The sequence below is a fragment of the Halorubrum ezzemoulense genome, from assembly GCF_004126515.1.
GTDB lineage: Archaea > Halobacteriota > Halobacteria > Halobacteriales > Haloferacaceae > Halorubrum > Halorubrum ezzemoulense.
Genome location: NZ_CP034940.1, coordinates 116,635 through 133,630 on the forward strand (window position 1 = coordinate 116,635; position 16,996 = coordinate 133,630).

Here is a 16,996-nt window from a genome sequence, read left to right on the forward strand (position 1 = left end):
ATGTCAATGCAAACACCGAAAGTGCTCGGCGGGATCGACTTCGGCCTCATGGACCCGGAGACGTACCGGGACATGTCCGCGACGAAGGTGATCACGGCCGACACGTACGACGACGACGGCTATCCGATCGACATGGGGCTGATGGACCCGCGACTGGGGGTCATCGACCCCGGCCTGGAGTGCCGGACCTGCGGCTCCCACTCCGGCTCCTGTAACGGCCACTTCGGCCACATCGAGCTGGCCGCGCCGGTCATCCACGTGGGCTTCACGAAGCTCATCCGGCGGCTGCTGCGCTCGACGTGCCGCGAGTGCGGTCGGCTCGCCTTGGACGACGCCCAGCGCGACGAGTTCCGCGACCGCTACGAGCGGGCGAAGGAGCTCGGCGACGACGAACACGACGTGCTGAAGGCCGCCGTCCGGCAGGCCCGCAAGGCGTCGACGTGTCCGTTCTGCGGCGAGCCGCAGGCGGACATCAAACACGAGAAGCCGACCACCTACTACGAGGTTCAGGACGTGCTCTCCGGAGACTACTCCGAGCGAATCGCGGCCGCGATGCAGCCCGATGAGGAGGAGGACGACCCGGGCACCTCGCCGCAGGAGCTCGCCGAGAAGACGGACATCGCCGTCGACCGGATCAACGAGATCATGGCCGGCGAGTTCCGCCCGCGCAAGGAGGACCGCCGCGCCATCGAGAAGGCGCTGGACGTCGACCTCACTGAGGAGGACATGAACAAGCTGATGCCCTCGGACATCCGCGACTGGTTCGAGGACATCCCGGACGAGGACCTCGAGGTCCTCGGCATCGACTCCGAGCACTCCCGCCCCGAGTGGATGATCCTGACGGTGCTCCCGGTCCCGCCGGTGACCACTCGTCCCTCGATCACGCTCGACAACGGCCAGCGCTCCGAGGACGACCTCACCCACAAGCTGGTCGACATCATTCGGATCAACCAGCGGTTCATGGAGAACCGCGAGGCCGGCGCCCCGCAGCTGATCATCGAGGACCTCTGGGAGCTGCTCCAGTACCACGTCACAACCTTCGTCGACAACGAGATCAGCGGGACACCGCCGGCGCGACACCGCTCCGGCCGTCCCCTCAAGACCCTCAGTCAGCGGCTGAAAGGGAAGGAGGGCCGCTTCCGCGGCTCGCTCTCCGGGAAGCGCGTCAACTTCTCCGCCCGGACCGTCATCTCGCCGGACCCGACCCTCTCGCTGAACGAGGTCGGCGTTCCGGACCGGGTCGCCAAGGAGATGACCCAGACGCTCAACGTCACCGAGCGCAACGTCGAGGAGGCGCGGCAGTACGTACGCAACGGGCCCGAGGCCCACCCCGGCGCGAACTACGTGCGCCGTCCCGACGGCCGCCGGCTGAAGGTGACCGAGAAGAACTGCGAGGAGCTCGCCGAGAAGGTCGAGGCCGACTGGGAGGTGAACCGCCACCTCGTGGACGGCGACATCGTGATCTTCAACCGACAGCCGTCGCTCCACCGGATGTCCATCATGGCCCACGAGGTCGTGGTGATGCCGTACAAGACGTTCCGGCTCAACACTGTCGTCTGCCCGCCGTACAACGCCGACTTCGACGGCGACGAGATGAACATGCACGCGCTCCAAAACGAGGAGGCCCGCGCCGAGGCCCGCGTCCTCATGCGCGTCCAAGAGCAGATCCTCTCGCCCCGGTTCGGCGGGAACATCATCGGCGCGATCCAGGACCACATCTCCGGCACCTACCTGCTCACCCACTCGAACCCCGAGTTCACGGAGACGCAGGCGCTGGACCTGCTCCGCGCCACGCGCGTGGACGAACTGCCCGAGGCGGACGGCGTCGACGACGACGGCCGCGAGTTCTGGACCGGCCGGACGCTGTTCTCGGAGCTGCTCCCGGACGACCTCGACCTCTCCTTTACCTCCTCGGCCGGCGACAGCGTCGTCATCGAGGACGGACAGCTGATAGAGGGGACCATCGACGAGGACGCGGTCGGCGCGTTCGGCGGCGAGGTCGTCGACATGCTCACGAAGGAGTACGGCGAGACCCGCGCCCGCGTGTTCATCAACGAGATCGCGTCGCTGGCGATGCGCGCGATCATGAACTTCGGGTTCTCGATCGGGATCGACGACGAGTCGATCCCGCCGGAGGCCGAAGAGCAGGTCGACGAAGCGATCGAGAGCGCCTACGACCGCGTTCAGGAGCTCATCGCGACGTACGAGGCCGACGAGCTGGAGTCGCTGCCGGGCCGCGGCGTCGACGAGACGCTCGAGATGAAGATCATGCAGACGCTCGGGAAGGCCCGCGACTCGGCCGGGGAGATCGCCGACCAGCACTTCGGCGACGACAACCCGGCGGTCGTGATGGCGCGCTCGGGCGCCCGCGGTTCGATGCTGAACCTGACGCAGATGGCCGGGTCGGTCGGCCAGCAGGCGGTCCGCGGCGAGCGGATCAACCGCGGCTACGAGGACCGGACGCTCTCGCACTACCGACCGAACGACCTCTCCTCTGAGGCGCACGGCTTCGTGGAAAACTCCTACCGCGGCGGGCTCACCCCGCAGGAGTTCTTCTTCCACGCGATGGGCGGCCGCGAGGGGCTCGTCGACACGGCGGTCCGGACCTCCAAGTCCGGTTACCTCCAGCGTCGGCTCATCAACGCGCTCTCCGAGCTGGAGGCGCAGTACGACGGCACGGTCCGGGACACCTCGGGCCGGATCGTCCAGTTCGAGTTCGGCGAGGACGGCACCTCGCCCGTGAAGGTCTCCTCCGGCGAGGAGGACGGCATCGACGTCGAGGGGATCGTTGACCGCGTGGTCGACGCGGAGTTCGCCTCCGACGAGGAGAAGGAGCGGTTCCTCGGCGAGCGCGAGCCGCCGACGAACCTCTCGGAGCACGCCGGGCCGGGGCTCAACAAGGCCGGCGGGCCGGGGGTGGAGTCCGATGACTGAGTACGACAACGTCACCGACGACATGGAGGCGGTCGTGGAGGCGACCGAGCTCCCCCGCCGACTCAGGACGAAGGTGTACGAGGCGATAGACCGGAAGGCCGAGGAGGCCGGCGAGGTCACCATCGAGCAGGCGACCGACATCGCCGAGGGCGTCGAGAACCGCTACGAGCAGACGCGGGTTGATCCCTTGGACCCTGTGGGCACTGTTTCTGCCCAATCGATTGGTGAACCCGGTACTCAGATGACAATGAATACTTTTCACTACGCTGGCGTCGCAGAAATCGACGTCACGCAGGGGCTCCCCCGACTCATCGAGCTGGTGGACGCCCGGAAGACGCCGGACACGCCGATGATGACGGTCCACCTCGACGGGGAGTACGCGACGGACCGCGAGAAGGCCCACGAGGTCGTCTGGTCGATCGAGGCGACGCGCATCCTCGCGCTCGGCGACGTATCGACCAACGTCGCGGACATGCTGGTCCGGATCGACTTAAACGACGACACCCTCTTGGAGCGGTGGCCCACCCACTCCGACCCGACGGAGATCGCGGGGATCATCGCCGAGACGATCGAGGACGCGTTAGGCGTCGACGCCCGGCAGGCCGGCACCGTGATCGAGTTCGGCCCCAACGAGCCGAGCTACCGCGAGCTGCTCCAACTCGTCGAGCGGCTCCGGGAGATCGTCTTCAAGGGGATCGAAGAGATCGAGCGCGTCGTCATCCGCAAAGAGGAGATCGACGGCGACGAGGAGTTCGTCCTCTACACCGAGGGGTCGGCGTTCGGCGACACCCTCGACATCGAGGGCGTCGACGCCTCGCGGACGACGTGTAACAACATCCACGAGATCTACCGCAACCTCGGCGTCGAGGCGGCCCGCGAGACGATCATCGACGAGACGAAGAACACGCTCGAAGAGCAGGGGCTCGACGACGTGAACGTCCGCCACCTCATGCTCGTCGCCGACATCATGACGAACAACGGCGAGATCGAGTCCATCGGCCGGCACGGCATCTCCGGCAACAAGGACTCGGTGCTCGCGCGCGCGGCGTTCGAGGTGACGGTGAACCACCTGCTCGACGCCGCGATCCACGGCGAGTACGACGACCTCGACGGGGTCATCGAGAACGTCATCGCTGGCAAGCCCATCTCGATGGGGACCGGCGACGTCGACCTCCGGATGGGGTCGCGCGTCGTGAGCGACGACTAATGCGCGTCGAGCTCTCCGACGAGGCGCGGCGCTACATCGGTCGGTTCGACGAGCTGACCGGCGTCACGCCGACCGACTGCCTCGTGGAGGGCGACCGGCTCGTGTTCGTGGTACCCGCGGGCGAGATGGCGGCCGCGATCGGGCAGGCCGGCGAGACCGTCACGGAGGCGGAGCGGCGGCTCGACAAGTCGATCGAACTAGTCGAGGACGCCGACACCGCCGAGGCGTTCGTCGCGAGCACGCTCGCGCCGGCGGCCGTCAACGCGGTCACCATCTCGGAGCAGAACGACCGCGTGGCGTACGTCGAGGTTCCGGAGGCGGACCGCGGCGTCGCCATCGGCGCGGAGGGTGCGAACATCGAGACCGCCCGCCGGCTCGCCGAGCGTCACTACGACGTCGACGACGTACAGCTGACCTGAGGGGAGCGACGCTCCGCCGGTCGTCCCGGGTCCCCCGGTTCGCGCGCCGAGGGCGCCCGAACCCGCGCACTCTTCCGCCGGCTTTGACCGGAGAACGAACGCGTCTCTCGGCGGCTTATCGCCTCAACGTTGTTTTGCGCCCGTCGTTCCGCCGCGAAACGCCCTCAGATCCGTCGAGAGGTACCGCTCGGGGAATCTGAGGGCGTTTCGCGGCGGCGAAAGACGACGCTTAAGTAGCTCCGTTCGGAAGTAGACGTACGATGGCGAACGGCAAGTACGCGGCCCGTAAGCTCAAAAAGGACCGGCAGAAGCGACGCTGGTCCGACTCCGAGTACGCTCGGCGCGAGCGCGGGCTCAAGACGAAGTCCGACCCCCTGGAGGGTGCCCCGCAGGCGCGCGGCATCGTCCTCGAAAAGGTCGGCATCGAGGCAAAGCAGCCGAACTCGGCGATCCGAAAGTGCGTCCGGGTTCAGCTCATCAAAAACGGGAAGCAGGTCACCGCGTTCTGCCCCGGTGACGGCGCGATCTCGTTCATCGACGAGCACGACGAGGTCACGATCGCCGGGATCGGCGGCGCGAAGGGTCGCGCGATGGGCGACCTCTCCGGCGTCAACTACAAAGTCGAGAAGGTCAACGGCGTGTCGATGATCGAACTGGTTCGCGGCAACGCGGAGAAGCCGGTCAGATGAGCGGCGAGGAAACCGAGGCGCCGTCCGAGGAGGACGTCGCCGCCGAGGAGCCGGACCCGGACGCGCCCGCGTCGAGCGAGGCCGCCAACGAGAACGCCAAGCTGTTCGGCGTCTGGGACGTCACCGAGATCGCCTACGAGGATCCCTCGACGAAGCGGTACATGACGGTGACGCCCATCGCGCACACGATGGGCCGCCACGCGTCGAAGCAGTTCAAGAAGTCGGAGATCTCCCTGGTCGAGCGGCTGATCAACCGCCTGATGCAGACCGAGGAGAACACCGGGAAGAAACAGCAGGCGACGCGGATCGTCCGCGACGCCTTCGACATCGTTCACGACCGGACCGAGGAGAACCCGGTCCAGATCCTCGTGAGCGCCGTCGAGAACGCCGCGCCCCGCGAGGAGACCGTCCGCCTGAAGTACGGCGGCATCTCCGTCCCGAAGGCGGTCGACGTCGCGCCCCAGCGCCGCGTCGATCAGGCGTTGCTCTTCATCTCCGACGCCGTCGCGAGCGCGACGTACAAGTCGACGACCGCCGCCGCCGAGGCGCTCGCGAACGAACTCGTCGCCGCCGCCGACTACGACGTCGAGGGCTCCTACTCCATCTCGCAGAAGGAGGAGCGCGAACGCGTCGCCGCCGCGGCCCGCTGACGCCGCCGGCGTTTTCTACATCTCTTTCCGACCGCCCACCGACGGGTCCGCCTCGATCTCGCCGCGTCGGGCGCGTCGCCGCCGCTGGTGAGGAGCGAAAAAAGAAAGTCGGGTTCGGCCGCGCGGTCGCGGCGTCAGTCGTCGGCCGGCGTTGCGCCGGAGCCGCCGTCGGCGTGCTGCTGTTTGACCCACGAGAGCTTGCCGCCGGCCGCGAGGATGTCGCGCTCGCGCTCGGAGGCGTCGAGGTCGGCGGTGAACTCCCACTCGCCGTTGACGCTCACGGTGAACTCCTCCTGCCCGGAGCGGACGCCCGCGGGCACGTCGTCGACGATTTCGAGGTCGTCGCCCTGGTCGATCTCCTCGTACGTCTCCTCGTCGATCGCCAGCGGGACGATCCCGAAGTTGAACAGGTTCGCCTTGTGGATGCGGGCGAAGCTCTGCGCGAAGACGGCCTCGATGCCGAGGTACATCGGACAGAGCGCGGCGTGTTCGCGCGAGGAGCCCTGGCCGTAGTTCTCGCCGGCCACGAGGACGCCGCCGTCGGCGTCGAGCGCGCGGTCGGCGAACGTGTCGTCGACGCGCGAGAGCGTGAACTCGGAGAGCTTCTCGATGTTCGAGCGGAACTTCAGGATGTCCGCCGTCGCCGGGATGATGTGGTCGGTGGTGATGTTGTCCTCCATCTTGAGGAGGGCTTCGCCGCCGTCCACGTCGATGTCGTCCTTCAGCGGCACGTCGCCGATGTTCGGACCCTTGACGAGCCCGTCGTCGATCGCCTCGTCGGGCGAGATGATGTCGGAGTCGTCCTCTCCCATGCCGGGGCCGTACTTCGTACCCATTTCGAGACCGGGCGCTTCGAGGTCGCCGAGCTCGTCCGCGAGGTCACGCGGGTCGACGATCTCGCCGGTGATGGCCGCCGCGGTGGCGACCTCGGGCGAGCAGAGGAAGACGGAGTCGTCCTCGATGCCCGAGCGGCCCTCGAAGTTGCGGTTGAAGGTGCGCAGCGAGACGGAGTCGGAGGCGGGCACGTGACCGATGCCGATACACGCGCCGCAGGTCGCCTCGGAGAAGTTGACGCCGGCCGCCATCATCTCCGCGGTCCAGCCCTCGCGTGCCAGCATCTCGGAGGCCTGCTTCGAGCCGGGCGCGACGATCATCTCGGTCTGCTTGGCGACCTCGCGGTCCTCCAGCATCTTCGCGCTGGGGAGGATGTCCTCGTAGGCGCCGTTGGTACAGGAGCCGACGATGACCTGCTCGACGTCGGTGCCCTCGTACTCGCTGACGGGGGCGACGTTGTCGGGCATCGAGGGGGCGGCCACGAGCGGCTCGAGCTCGGTCAGGTCGATCTCGATCGTCTCCGCGTACTCCGCGTCCTCGTCGGGCTGGAGGTCGACGAACTCGTCCTCGCGGTCCTGGCGCGCGAGCCAGTCCTTCGTCTTCTCGTCGGTCGCGAAGATCGAGGAGGTGGCGCCGAGCTCGGTGCCGAGGTTCGTGATCGTGGTGCGCTCGGGGATCGTGAGCTTCTCGGCGCCGGGGCCGGTGTACTCGAAGATCTTGCCGACGCCGCCCTTGACGGTCAGCTCGCCGAGCAGGTGGAGCGCGATGTCCTTCGCGGTCGCCCACTCGGGGAGCTCGCCCTCGAGGTGGACGTTGACGACCTCCGGCATCTCGACGTAGTAGGGGCCGCCGCCCATCGCGACGGCGATGTCGAGCCCGCCGGCGCCGATCGCGAGCTGGCCGAGCCCGCCGGGGGTCGGCGTGTGCGAGTCGGAGCCGAGCAGCGTCTTGCCGGGCGCCGCGAAGTTCTCCTTGTGGACTTGGTGGCAGATACCGTTGCCGGGCCGCGAGAAGTACGCGCCGTACGTGCCGGCCGCGGAGCGGAGGAAGCGGTGGTCGTCAGTGTTCTTGAAGTCGAACTGGTACGTCTGGTGGTCGCAGTACTGCGCGGCCAGCTCCGTCTGGACCTCGTCCATTTCGAGGGCCTCGAACTGGAGCCACACCATCGTCCCCGTGGTGTCCTGCGTCAGCACTTGGTCTATCTCGATGCCGATCTCCTCGCCGGGCGTCAGCTCGCCCTCGACGAGATGCTCATCGAGGATCTTCTCTGTAATCGTTTGTCCCATATCATCCGCAGTTGGCTCTCCCGTGGATATAAAACCCGCGAGTTTCCCGAAGATCGACCGTGTTAGATCGTCCGATGCGGCAACGTTCGCTGTGAACTCACAGTGGTACCATACACCGTGAAATACGTAGCCGTGCCGAGTATTTTAGGTCATTAAACGCCTGAAACGGCCGAAAACCACCGTCTCCGCGCCTCCGGCGAGAGCTGCCGCTTTCCGCGCGAGCGACCCGCGGCGCGGTCGACACCGTTTAGGCTCGGCCGCGGTTCCGGACGCGCATGTTCGATTCGGGAGCCGCGGTCGCGGCGGCGCTCTCCGCGGCCGGCGCCGACCTCGACGACGCGCAGCGACAGCCGAACGGCGTCGACCTCACCGTCGACGCGCTGTTCGAACAGGCGGAACCGGGCCGGCTCGGGCGCGACGGGAAGCGCGTGGGCGAGCGCCGGGAACTGGAGCCGCGGGGCGACTGTTACCGGCTCGAACGCGGGAGCTACGTCGTCCGGTACGGCGAGCCGGTGCGGATCCCGGACGAGCGGATCGGCTTCGTCCTCCCGCGCTCGACGCTGCTGCGGAACGCCTGTACCCTCGACACCGCGGTGTGGGACGCGGGCTACGAGGGGGTCGGCGAGGGGCGCCTCGACGTGGGACACCCGATCGAGATCGAGCCGGGCGCGCGGATCGCGCAGCTGGTGCTCGCAGAGGCCGATCACGACGGGACGTACGACGGCGCGTACCAGCAAGAGAACCTCTGAAACGATCGGTTGGCGCCCGTCGGCCACATCCACCGCCGCGCGCGAGTGCGACGCCGCTGGGCGCACCGGTCGGTGACGAGCGCTTCCACCACTACCACGCCGTCGTCGCAAACGGACGGAACACCCGTAGCTCGGGAGTCAAAGGAACGAACGGCACGCCCGTGCCGGGAAAAGGTGGCACGAGCGTGTCGTTCAGTAGGTCCCCGCTGACGCTTCGGCCCTCCAAGCGAAGCGTCACCTGAAACAAGCGGAGGTAGATACTTAAGCGTGCCGGGGGCGGCAGCGTTATCGTATTAGCTAGCGGCAAGATGTTCACAACACGTGACCAACAGGAACCGAAACAGCCCGACTGCAGTCCGGTCCCGTCGACTCGGCGGCGGACTCTCTCCCGCTACTGGCGGGTGGGGTGGTCGGCGCGGAGCCGCGTCTGTCCTTCGCCGAGGAGTCGCTCGCGGAGCGTCTCACCCGGCGGCTCGGCGTCGGCCGGGGGGACGAGCCCGCGCTCGCGGAGCTCCGGGACGACGAGGTCGACGAAGTCGACGAGCGAGTCCGGGCGGACGACCTCCTTGACGTTGAACCCGTGGACGCCGACCTCTTCGTGCCAGCGCTGGAGCTCGTCGGCGATCACCTCCGGGGTGCCGACGATCTTCGGCGAGGTGGTGCCGAGCCCGCAGAACTCCGCGACTTCGCGGACCGTCCACTCGCGGTCCGGCTGCGCCTTCGTGAACGCGTTCATCGTCCCTTGGATCGCGTCCGTCTCGATGTGTTCGACCTTCTGGTCGGGGTCGAGTTCGGATAGGTCCATGTCGAGGAAGCCGGACAGCAGCGCGAGCGTCGCCTCGACGTCGACGTGCCGCTTGTACTCCGCGTGCTTCGCCTCCGCGAGCGCCTGCGTCTCGCCGACGATCGGCACCACGCCGATGAAAAAGCGGAGGCTCTCGGGGTCGCGCCCGGCGTCGGCCGCGCGCGACTTCACGTCCGACATGTACTCGACGGCGCCCTCCTCGGTCGGCTGGCTGGCGAAGACGGCCTCGGCGTTGCGCGCGGCGAACGACCGGCCGTAGTCGGAGGAACCGGCCTGGTAGACGACGGGGGTGCGCTGAGGCGACGGCTCGCAGCCGTGCGGCCCCGGCACAGAGAAGTGATCGCCCTCGTAATCGATCGCGTGGACCTTCTCCGGGTCGCTGTACCGCCCGGCCTCGCGGTCGGCCTCGACCGCGTCGTCTTCCCACGACTCCTCCCACAGCTCGTAGCAGACGTCGAGGAACTCGTCGGCGCGGTCGTAGCGCGTCTCCTTGTCCATCCGATCGTCGAGGCCGAGGTTCGCCGCGGCCGACTCCAGGTACGAGGTGACGACGTTGATCGCCACCCGGCCGTCGGTGAGGTGATCGAGCGTCGAGAACTCCCGCGCCAGCTGGTAGGGGTGGGTGTACGTCGTCGAGCGCGTCACCGCGAAGCCGAGGTCGTCCGTGACCTCCGCCATCGCGGGCACGACCAGCTGCGGGTCGTTCGCTGGCGTCTGGACCGCCCGCTCGACGGCCGTCTCGCGGTCGTCGCCGTACACGTCGTAGATTCCGCGCACGTCGGCGAAGAACACCGCGTCGAAGCCGCCGCGCTCGGCGGTGCGCGCGACCTCGGTCCAGTACTCGCGGTCGGCGTAGTCCGCCGACCGGTCGCCGGGGTACCGCCACGACCCGGGCGAGACGTGCTCCACCGAGGTCATGGTGAAGAGGTTGAGGTGTAGGTGATCGGACACGGACCACCGTACGCGTTCCGGGGTAATACGGCCACAGGAAGTGGCGTCACTTGTCGCGGTCGCGGACGCCTCGCGACGGAGACGCGCGGAGCGACCGCCGACCGGACGCCGACCCGCGGGCCCTACGCGGAGACCGACTCCGGCGAGGAGACGTACGCGGCGAAGTCGGAGGTGGTGATGATGCCGATGGGGGTCTTCCCGTCGACGACCGGGACGTGGTGGAACCCGCGTTCCAGCATCGTCGCGGCGACCGCCGACACGTCGTCTTGCGCGCCGGTGGTGATCGGGTCGCGCGTCATGTACCGCTCGACGGTCGTCTCGGCTTTCGGTTGGCTCTTGGCGACGATGTCGACGAAGTCCGTCGAGGTGAGGATCCCGACGAGGTCGCCGTCGTCGTCGACGACCAGCACGGAGCTGATGTCGTTTTCGAGCAGCACCGCGGCCGCGTCCTCGACCAACGTGTCCGGCGTCACCGTGTGGAGGTCCGTCGACATCAGTCGCGCGACGAAGACGTCTTCGATCTCGTCCATACCGGAGAGACCCGCCCTCGCCGTATAAGCGTTCTCACAGATACCGTGAGAGCCCGGACTGACGGCGCGGGCCGTCCCCCTCGGGAGCCGCGACCCACGCCGTCCGTTCGTCGCGGAGGCCGTCGCGCTCGGCCGCCGGCCGGTCGGCCGCCTCGAACGCGGGACACCCGCCTCCGCACTCGCGGCCGGGGTCGACGACGCGGTCGAAGTGCGCGCAGCGCGGTCGCCCGTCGGCGGTCGTCTCGCCGTGCGCGCACGCCGGCGGGTCGGGGCGCCACCCCTTCCCGTAGGCGCGCTCGGCGACCCGCCGCCGCTTGCGGGCCTTCGCCTCGGGGCCGACGAGCGCCACGTCCGTGCGGGAGGGCCGCTCGTCGCGGATCTCGACGCCCGGCGCCGCCGGGTCGAGCGGCGTCGGCTCGCGGACGACCTCGCGCTCGCCCGTCTCCGGGTCGAACCGCCAGACGCCGACCGCGTCCGGGATCCGATTGAGGTGCGCGCGGGTGACGTACGAGGCGGTGGCGAGGACCACCTCGTCGAAGAGTCCGAGCGCGGCGTCGTACCGGAGCTGCGCCTCCAGGTCGCCCGGCGTCCCGAGGTCGGGCTTGTTCTCGACGGCGACGAGCTCGCCCACCCAGTCGTCCGGGTAGCGCGCGGTCGCGCGGACGACCTCCCGGCCGTTCCGCCGCTCGCGTTCGAGGTAGCCGACCTCGACCGCGCGGTCGACGACGGCTGCGGCCCGGTCCGGCGGGAGGTCAAAGGCGTCGGCGACGGGGACGGCCTCGCCCGGGCCGACCGCGGCCTCGACGGCCGGACCGGGGATCCGCTCGGCGCTGATCGCGGCGCGGTCGTCGAAGCCGGGTCCCGGCGACAGCAGACAGACATCGACGATGCGCGCGCCGGGCGTCTCGACGCCCGCCCCGAGCTGGCGGGCGACGACCCGGTCAGGCGATTCGAGCGCGGCGCACAACGCCAGCTCGAACCGGTACTCCATACCGCGAACAAGGCGGCCTCGGGCTAAAACGCGTCGCCGCCCTCTCGCCGTGAGTCGCCGCCGTCGCGGTCGCGTCACCGCGAGTCGTCACCCACGCGGTCGCGTCCCGCCGACCGCGGTCCGGTCGGCCGAAACCGGTATTCCCCGCGGGACCCTACGGCGACCATGCGCCGGGTCACCCGGAACCTCCTCATCGCCATCGTTCTCGTCGTCGTCGCGCTGCTCGCGCTCGGCGCGCTCCCGAGCTACCTCGGGAGCGGCGACCCCTACTACCTCAGCGTCGAGCCGATCGAGACGAACGGCACCGCCGCCGACGTGAACAACGTCTCCGACCGCCGGTACCCGTACCTGATCGGTGCGATAGAGAGCCCTGACGGGCGCTCCGACGGCTACCAGGCCGGGCCGTACGGGATGAAGGAGTGGTTCACCCACACCCCGTTCGACGAGGTCGACGCGCTCACCCAACAGGTGCCGAACGCCTCGACCGAGACCGGCGTGCGGGTGCGCCGCGGCGGCGAGGTGTACCACGCCGAGGTGGTCCGCCCGTGACGGACGAAGACGGGGCGCCCGGCGCGGACGAGGGACCCGCCGGCGCCGACGCGCCGGCCGCCGACCTCCGCGAGCTCCCCGCGTTCTCCGACGGGCGCAACCACTCGCTGCCGGGCGAGCCCGAGTGGCCGGTGGAGGAGGTCGTCGTCGAGTACGACGAGGGGTGGTTCGTCGGCGGTTACGACCGCGTCGAGCAGCCCGACGGCACGGCGAAGAAGTACTACTGGGCGGAGCTGTCGCCCGCGACGGTGATCGTCGCGGTCGCCGACGACCGGGTGCTGTTCGTCGAGCAGTACCGGCCCACCGTGCGGAACACGCAGCTGGAGCTCCCGGCCGGAATCGTCGAGTCCGGCGAGTCCTACACCGAGGCCGGTGCGCGCGAACTCGCCGAGGAGACCGGCTTTGCGCCGTCCTCGACGTCGCTGCTCCAGGAGGTGTGGTGTTCGACGGGCGTGTTGCGCCACACGCGCGGCTACGTGTTCGCCGAAGGGTTGGAGCCGGTCGACGTCGACCACGACAGCAACGAGTTCCTCGCGCCGCGAGCGGTCCCGGTCGACGAGGCGCTGGACATCGCCCGGGAGCCCCCGACGAACGACGCGACGCTCGAAGGGCTCCTGCTCGCCGAGCGCGAGGGGCTGTTGTAGGCGACCCCTCCGGGCGTCCGCCGGCGACCGGACAGAACCCGACACGCGTCCAGTTCACGGGGCCAACGCGGAGGTATTAATCGCTGCGGCCCCTCAATAGACGTATGAGCCACGCATCGGAGCAGTCGGTGTTGCTGTCGGACGACCCCCCGCTCGACCTCCGCCTCTCGGACGACGAACTTGCGGCGACCCGCGAGCGCATCGTCTCGTTCATCCGCGACGTCGTCGACGACGCGGGCGCCGAGGGTGCGGTCCTCGGCCTCTCGGGCGGTATCGACTCGACGCTCACCGCCCACCTCGCGGTCGAGGCGCTCGGCGAGGACGGCCTCCACGGCCTCACGATGCCCTCGGCGGTGAACGACGCGGACGTGATGAGCGACGCGGAGCGCGTCGCCCACGACCTCGGCGTCGAGTACGACGTGATCGAGATCCAGCCGATCGCGGAGGCCTTCTTCGACGCAGTCCCGGAGGCCGCGACGGACCAGATGGCGGCCGGGAACGTCTACGTCCGCACCCGCGCCGTGTTGAACTACTTCGTCGCTAACGCCGAGAACCGGGTCGTCCTCGGCACCGGGAACCGCGCCGAGGCGATGACCGGCTACTACACGAAGTACGGCGACCAGGCGGTCGACTGTAACCCCATCGGCAACCTCTACAAACAGCAGGTGCGCCAGCTGGCCGCCCACGTCGGCGTCCCCCGCGACCTCGTGATGCAGGAGCCGACCGCGGGGATGTGGGAGGGCCAGACCGACGCCGAGGAGATGGGGCTCGACTACGACACCGTCGACGCCATCCTCGCGGTCCACGTCGACGGCGGACTCTCGCGGTCGGCGACGGTCAGCGAACTCGACGTGCCCGAAGAGGCCGTCGACCGCGTGGTCGACCTCCACGAGCGCAGCGCCCACAAGCGGGCGATGCCCCCGGCGCCCGCCCGCGAACTGTAACGCCCGCGTCGCGCCCCTTCAGAACTCCCGCATCGCTTCGAGCACGTCGTGCGCGGAGCCGTCGTCGATGGCCTCGCGGGCGGCGTCGAGACCCTCCTCGATGGAGTCGGCGTCGCCGCCGGCGTAGATCCGAAGCGCGGCGTTGACCGCGACCGCGTCCGCGAAGGCGCCGTCTCGCTCGCCCGCCAGCACCTCCTCGGTGATCGCGGCGGAGTCGGCCGCGACGTCGTCGACCGCGAGGTCGTCTTCCTCGAGGTCCATCCCGTACTCCGCGGTCTCGATCTCGAAGTCGTCGAAGGACGCGCCCTCGCTGCCCTCGCCGTCGTCGCCCGACGCGTCCCACTCGGCGACCTTGGTGTAGCCGGGGCGTACGTCGTCGTACCCCTCCATGCCCTGGAACATCAGGACGCGGTCGAGGTCGTGGAACTCGCTTTCGACGAACGTGTCGACCACCTTCTTCGCGAACGCGAGGTGGTAGAAGGAGCCGAGGTGGACGGACGCGCCGGCGGGGTTCGCCAGCGTCTCGACGGTGTTGACGAACGACCGGACGCCCATCTGGTCGCGCCGGTCGAACAGGTCGTCGATGGCGGGGTTGAACGCGGGCTGGTAGTAGAAGCCGAAGCCGGTCTCGTCGACCATGTCGGCTGAGTCAGCGGGGGTCAGCTCCGTGTGGACGCCGAGCTCGTCGAGGACGTGTTTGTACGCGTCCTGCTTCTGCGTGGGCACGCGGTCGCCCGAGTGGACGACGACGGGAGTGCCCGCGGCGGCCGCGACCGCGCCCGCCGCGACGCCGAGGATCGCCGTCCGTCCCTTCCCGTCGTAGTTCGCGCCGCAGTCGACGGGGTCGGCGTCGGGTTCGGCGTACTCGACGCGGTCGCACATCACGTCGACGTACGCGCCGAGCTCCTCGGCCGTGTTCCGCTTCCAGCGGTTCGAGAGCCAGAACGCCCCGAGCGTCGTCGGGTCGGGCTCGCCCGCGAGGATGCGCTCGAACGCCTCGGTCGCCTGCGCGCGCGTCAGGTCGTCGGCCGACTTGTGGCCGGAGCCGCAGACCTCGGTCATCAGCCGCTTGAGGGGCCAGTCGCCGAACTCCTGAGTCGCCTGAGCCATACGCTCCGTTAGGCTTCTCGCACGAAAAGTCCCCCGTTCGACTCCCGCACCGCGGGAACGAGAGGGACCGCCTCCGCCCTCCGACTCGACGCGGCAACACCGCGCGCGAGCGATGAGCCGGGACGGCGCGACCGCTCTCGCCCGATCTGTGGTACTCACCCACACAGTACAAATGAACGAATGTCTTGTTCTGTAAGAATATATGTGAATAAGCGCTAAACTTGCTCTGTAAGTATGCCGTATCAGAGTCAAAATAGCGTTAGAGTTATATGCTTGTCCAGATAGTTAGCGATCGTACCCGATGACGTCCAAATCCGTCGCCACCGCGCTCACGCTGTATCGGTCCCGCACGCTGACGCTCGAACAGGCCGCGACCGTCGGCGGCTGCTCGACGGCGCAGTTGGAGAAGAGCGCCCGGGCGTTCGCGCCGACGCCCGGCGAGGCCCCCGCCGACGACTGAATCACCGTCGCGACGCCCGGCGAGGCCCCCGCCGACGACTGAATCACCGTCGCGACGCCCAGCGAGGCCCCCCGCCGACGACCGACGCTCCACCCCGACCGACGCTCCGCCCCGAACGTGGTGTCGCCCTGACGATCGGCGCCCTCCGAAACCCGTACGTACACTCCGCCCTAAGCGTTTCCAATGAGTTTGGACGCCGACTGGCGGGCCGACCTCGACGCGGTCGACGCGGCCCTCATCGACGAGTACCAGAGCGGCTTCCCCGTCGAACGCCGTCCGTTCGAGCGGGTCGCCCGCGAGATCGCGGCCGAGACGGGCGTCGCGGTCGACGCCGACGACCTCCTCGACCGCGTCCGCGACCTCCGCGAGCGCGGCGTGTTCCGCCGGTTCGGCGCGGTCCTCAACCCACCGGTCATCGGCTCGTCGACGCTCGCGGCGGTGCGCGCGCCGGACGACCGGTTCGACGAGGTCGCCGAGGTGATCAACGGGTACCGGCAGGTGAACCACAACTACCGCCGCGACCACGAGTGGAACCAGTGGTTCGTCGTCACCGCGGGCTCCCGCGAGAAGCGCGACGAGATCCTCGCGGAGATCGAGGAGCAAACCGGCTGCGAGGTGCTCGCGCTCCCGATGCTCACGGACTACTACATCGACCTTGAGTTCCCCGTAGTCAACGCCGACCGGTTCGCGCGGGAGTCGCTCGACCACACCGACGTCTCCGCCACCCGCATCTCCGAGGACGCGCGCGGCGACCTGAGCCCGCTCGAAGCGGACCTCCTCTTGGCGATCCAGGACGGCTTCCCGCTGTCCGCGACCCCCTATGCCGACGTGGCGAACGAGATCGACGCGCCCGTCGACGACGTGCTCGTGGCGGTCGAGCGCCTCCTCGCCGACGGCTGTATCAAGCGGATCGGTTGCGTCGTCAACCACGTCGTCACCGGCTTCACGAACAACTGTATGGTGGTCTGGGACGTGCCGGACGAGGAGCTCGACGAGCGCGGCGAGGCGGTCGGCAGCCTTCCGTACGTCACGCTCTGTTACCACCGCCCGCGTCGCCCCGACCAGGAGTGGGAGTACAACCTGTTCACGATGATCCACGGTCGGGAGGCGGAGGCGGTCGACGCGAAGATCGACGAGCTGGCGACCGACCACCTCCCGTTCGACCACGAGCGACTCTACTCGACCGAGACGCTGAAACAGACCGGCGCGCGCTACGAGGACCTCGTCGCGGACGACGGGTAACG

The 16,996-nt window shown here is 68.9% G+C and carries 16 protein-coding genes; 11 read left to right on the plus strand and 5 right to left on the minus strand.

Features of this window, described 5'->3' with window-relative positions; genetic code table 11:
- Positions 1-6: 6 nt before the first annotated feature.
- The 5 genes from EO776_RS00545 (at position 7) to EO776_RS00565 (ending at position 5,899) form a co-directional block, all read left to right on the plus strand.
- Complete coding sequence (locus EO776_RS00545; RefSeq protein ID WP_094520575.1) at positions 7-2,934, plus strand: DNA-directed RNA polymerase subunit A'; 2,928 nt, start codon at positions 7-9, stop codon at positions 2,932-2,934.
- Entirely contained in the window at positions 2,927-4,141 is a 1,215-nt protein-coding gene (gene rpoA2 / locus EO776_RS00550) for a DNA-directed RNA polymerase subunit A'' (RefSeq protein ID WP_049932202.1), read from the plus strand. The genes EO776_RS00545 and rpoA2 overlap by 8 nt, the downstream gene beginning before the upstream one ends.
- Positions 4,141-4,560, plus strand: a complete 420-nt coding sequence (locus tag EO776_RS00555; RefSeq protein ID WP_049932204.1) for a NusA-like transcription termination signal-binding factor — start codon at positions 4,141-4,143, stop codon at positions 4,558-4,560. Before rpoA2 ends, EO776_RS00555 begins: the two co-directional genes overlap by 1 nt.
- Before the next feature lie 260 nt (positions 4,561-4,820).
- The gene (locus EO776_RS00560) at positions 4,821-5,249 is read left to right on the plus strand and encodes a 30S ribosomal protein S12 (RefSeq protein WP_006111505.1); all 429 of its coding nucleotides are present in this window, start codon (positions 4,821-4,823) and stop codon (positions 5,247-5,249) included.
- Positions 5,246-5,899 carry a 30S ribosomal protein S7 gene (locus tag EO776_RS00565; RefSeq protein WP_049932207.1) on the plus strand — a complete coding sequence of 218 codons (654 nt, stop codon included), beginning with the start codon at positions 5,246-5,248 and terminating at the stop codon, positions 5,897-5,899. The genes EO776_RS00560 and EO776_RS00565 overlap by 4 nt, the downstream gene beginning before the upstream one ends.
- Positions 5,900-6,033: 134 nt before the next feature.
- On the opposite strand, the gene EO776_RS00570 is transcribed toward EO776_RS00565, so the two are convergent.
- A complete protein-coding gene (locus EO776_RS00570) occupies positions 6,034-8,019 on the minus strand; it encodes an aconitate hydratase (RefSeq protein WP_094520574.1) in 1,986 nt (661 codons plus the stop codon).
- 275 nt (positions 8,020-8,294) lie between these two features.
- Between EO776_RS00570 and EO776_RS00575 the strand changes: the two genes are divergently transcribed.
- The gene (locus EO776_RS00575) at positions 8,295-8,768 is read left to right on the plus strand and encodes a deoxyuridine 5'-triphosphate nucleotidohydrolase (protein WP_049932211.1); all 474 of its coding nucleotides are present in this window, start codon (positions 8,295-8,297) and stop codon (positions 8,766-8,768) included.
- Between the two features lie 391 nt (positions 8,769-9,159).
- On the opposite strand, the gene EO776_RS00580 is transcribed toward EO776_RS00575, so the two are convergent.
- The 3 genes from EO776_RS00580 to EO776_RS00590 all read right to left on the minus strand — a co-directional run bounded on the left by EO776_RS00580 (position 9,160) and on the right by EO776_RS00590 (position 12,045).
- Positions 9,160-10,524: an LLM class flavin-dependent oxidoreductase gene (locus EO776_RS00580; RefSeq protein WP_094520573.1), complete on the minus strand. Its 1,365-nt coding sequence runs from the start codon at positions 10,522-10,524 to the stop codon at positions 9,160-9,162.
- A gap of 122 nt (positions 10,525-10,646) precedes the next feature.
- Complete coding sequence (locus tag EO776_RS00585) at positions 10,647-11,054, minus strand: CBS domain-containing protein (RefSeq protein WP_086215291.1); 408 nt, start codon at positions 11,052-11,054, stop codon at positions 10,647-10,649.
- A gap of 34 nt (positions 11,055-11,088) precedes the next feature.
- A complete protein-coding gene (locus EO776_RS00590; RefSeq protein ID WP_094520572.1) occupies positions 11,089-12,045 on the minus strand; it encodes a DUF5787 family protein in 957 nt (318 codons plus the stop codon).
- Positions 12,046-12,210: 165 nt separating this feature from the next.
- On the opposite strand from EO776_RS00590, the gene EO776_RS00595 reads away from it, so the two are divergent.
- From EO776_RS00595 to EO776_RS00605, 3 genes are all read left to right on the plus strand, one after another.
- Positions 12,211-12,594: a hypothetical protein gene (locus tag EO776_RS00595; RefSeq protein ID WP_094520571.1), complete on the plus strand. Its 384-nt coding sequence runs from the start codon at positions 12,211-12,213 to the stop codon at positions 12,592-12,594.
- Complete coding sequence (locus tag EO776_RS00600) at positions 12,591-13,238, plus strand: NUDIX hydrolase (protein WP_094495609.1); 648 nt, start codon at positions 12,591-12,593, stop codon at positions 13,236-13,238. Before EO776_RS00595 ends, EO776_RS00600 begins: the two co-directional genes overlap by 4 nt.
- A gap of 104 nt (positions 13,239-13,342) precedes the next feature.
- Positions 13,343-14,182, plus strand: a complete 840-nt coding sequence (locus EO776_RS00605) for an NAD+ synthase (RefSeq protein WP_049932225.1) — start codon at positions 13,343-13,345, stop codon at positions 14,180-14,182.
- An 18-nt stretch (positions 14,183-14,200) separates the two neighbouring features.
- Here the strand turns inward: EO776_RS00605 and EO776_RS00610 are convergent, their stop codons facing one another.
- A complete protein-coding gene (locus EO776_RS00610) occupies positions 14,201-15,292 on the minus strand; it encodes an anthranilate phosphoribosyltransferase (RefSeq protein WP_094520570.1) in 1,092 nt (363 codons plus the stop codon).
- A gap of 301 nt (positions 15,293-15,593) precedes the next feature.
- On the opposite strand from EO776_RS00610, the gene EO776_RS18735 reads away from it, so the two are divergent.
- A complete protein-coding gene (locus EO776_RS18735) occupies positions 15,594-15,752 on the plus strand; it encodes a DUF7317 family protein (protein ID WP_167373093.1) in 159 nt (52 codons plus the stop codon).
- Between the two features lie 183 nt (positions 15,753-15,935).
- Positions 15,936-16,994 (plus strand): siroheme decarboxylase subunit beta, encoded by a 1,059-nt coding sequence (gene ahbB, locus EO776_RS00615; RefSeq protein WP_094520569.1) that lies wholly within the window; start codon positions 15,936-15,938, stop codon positions 16,992-16,994.
- The last annotated feature ends 2 nt before the right edge of the window (positions 16,995-16,996 follow it).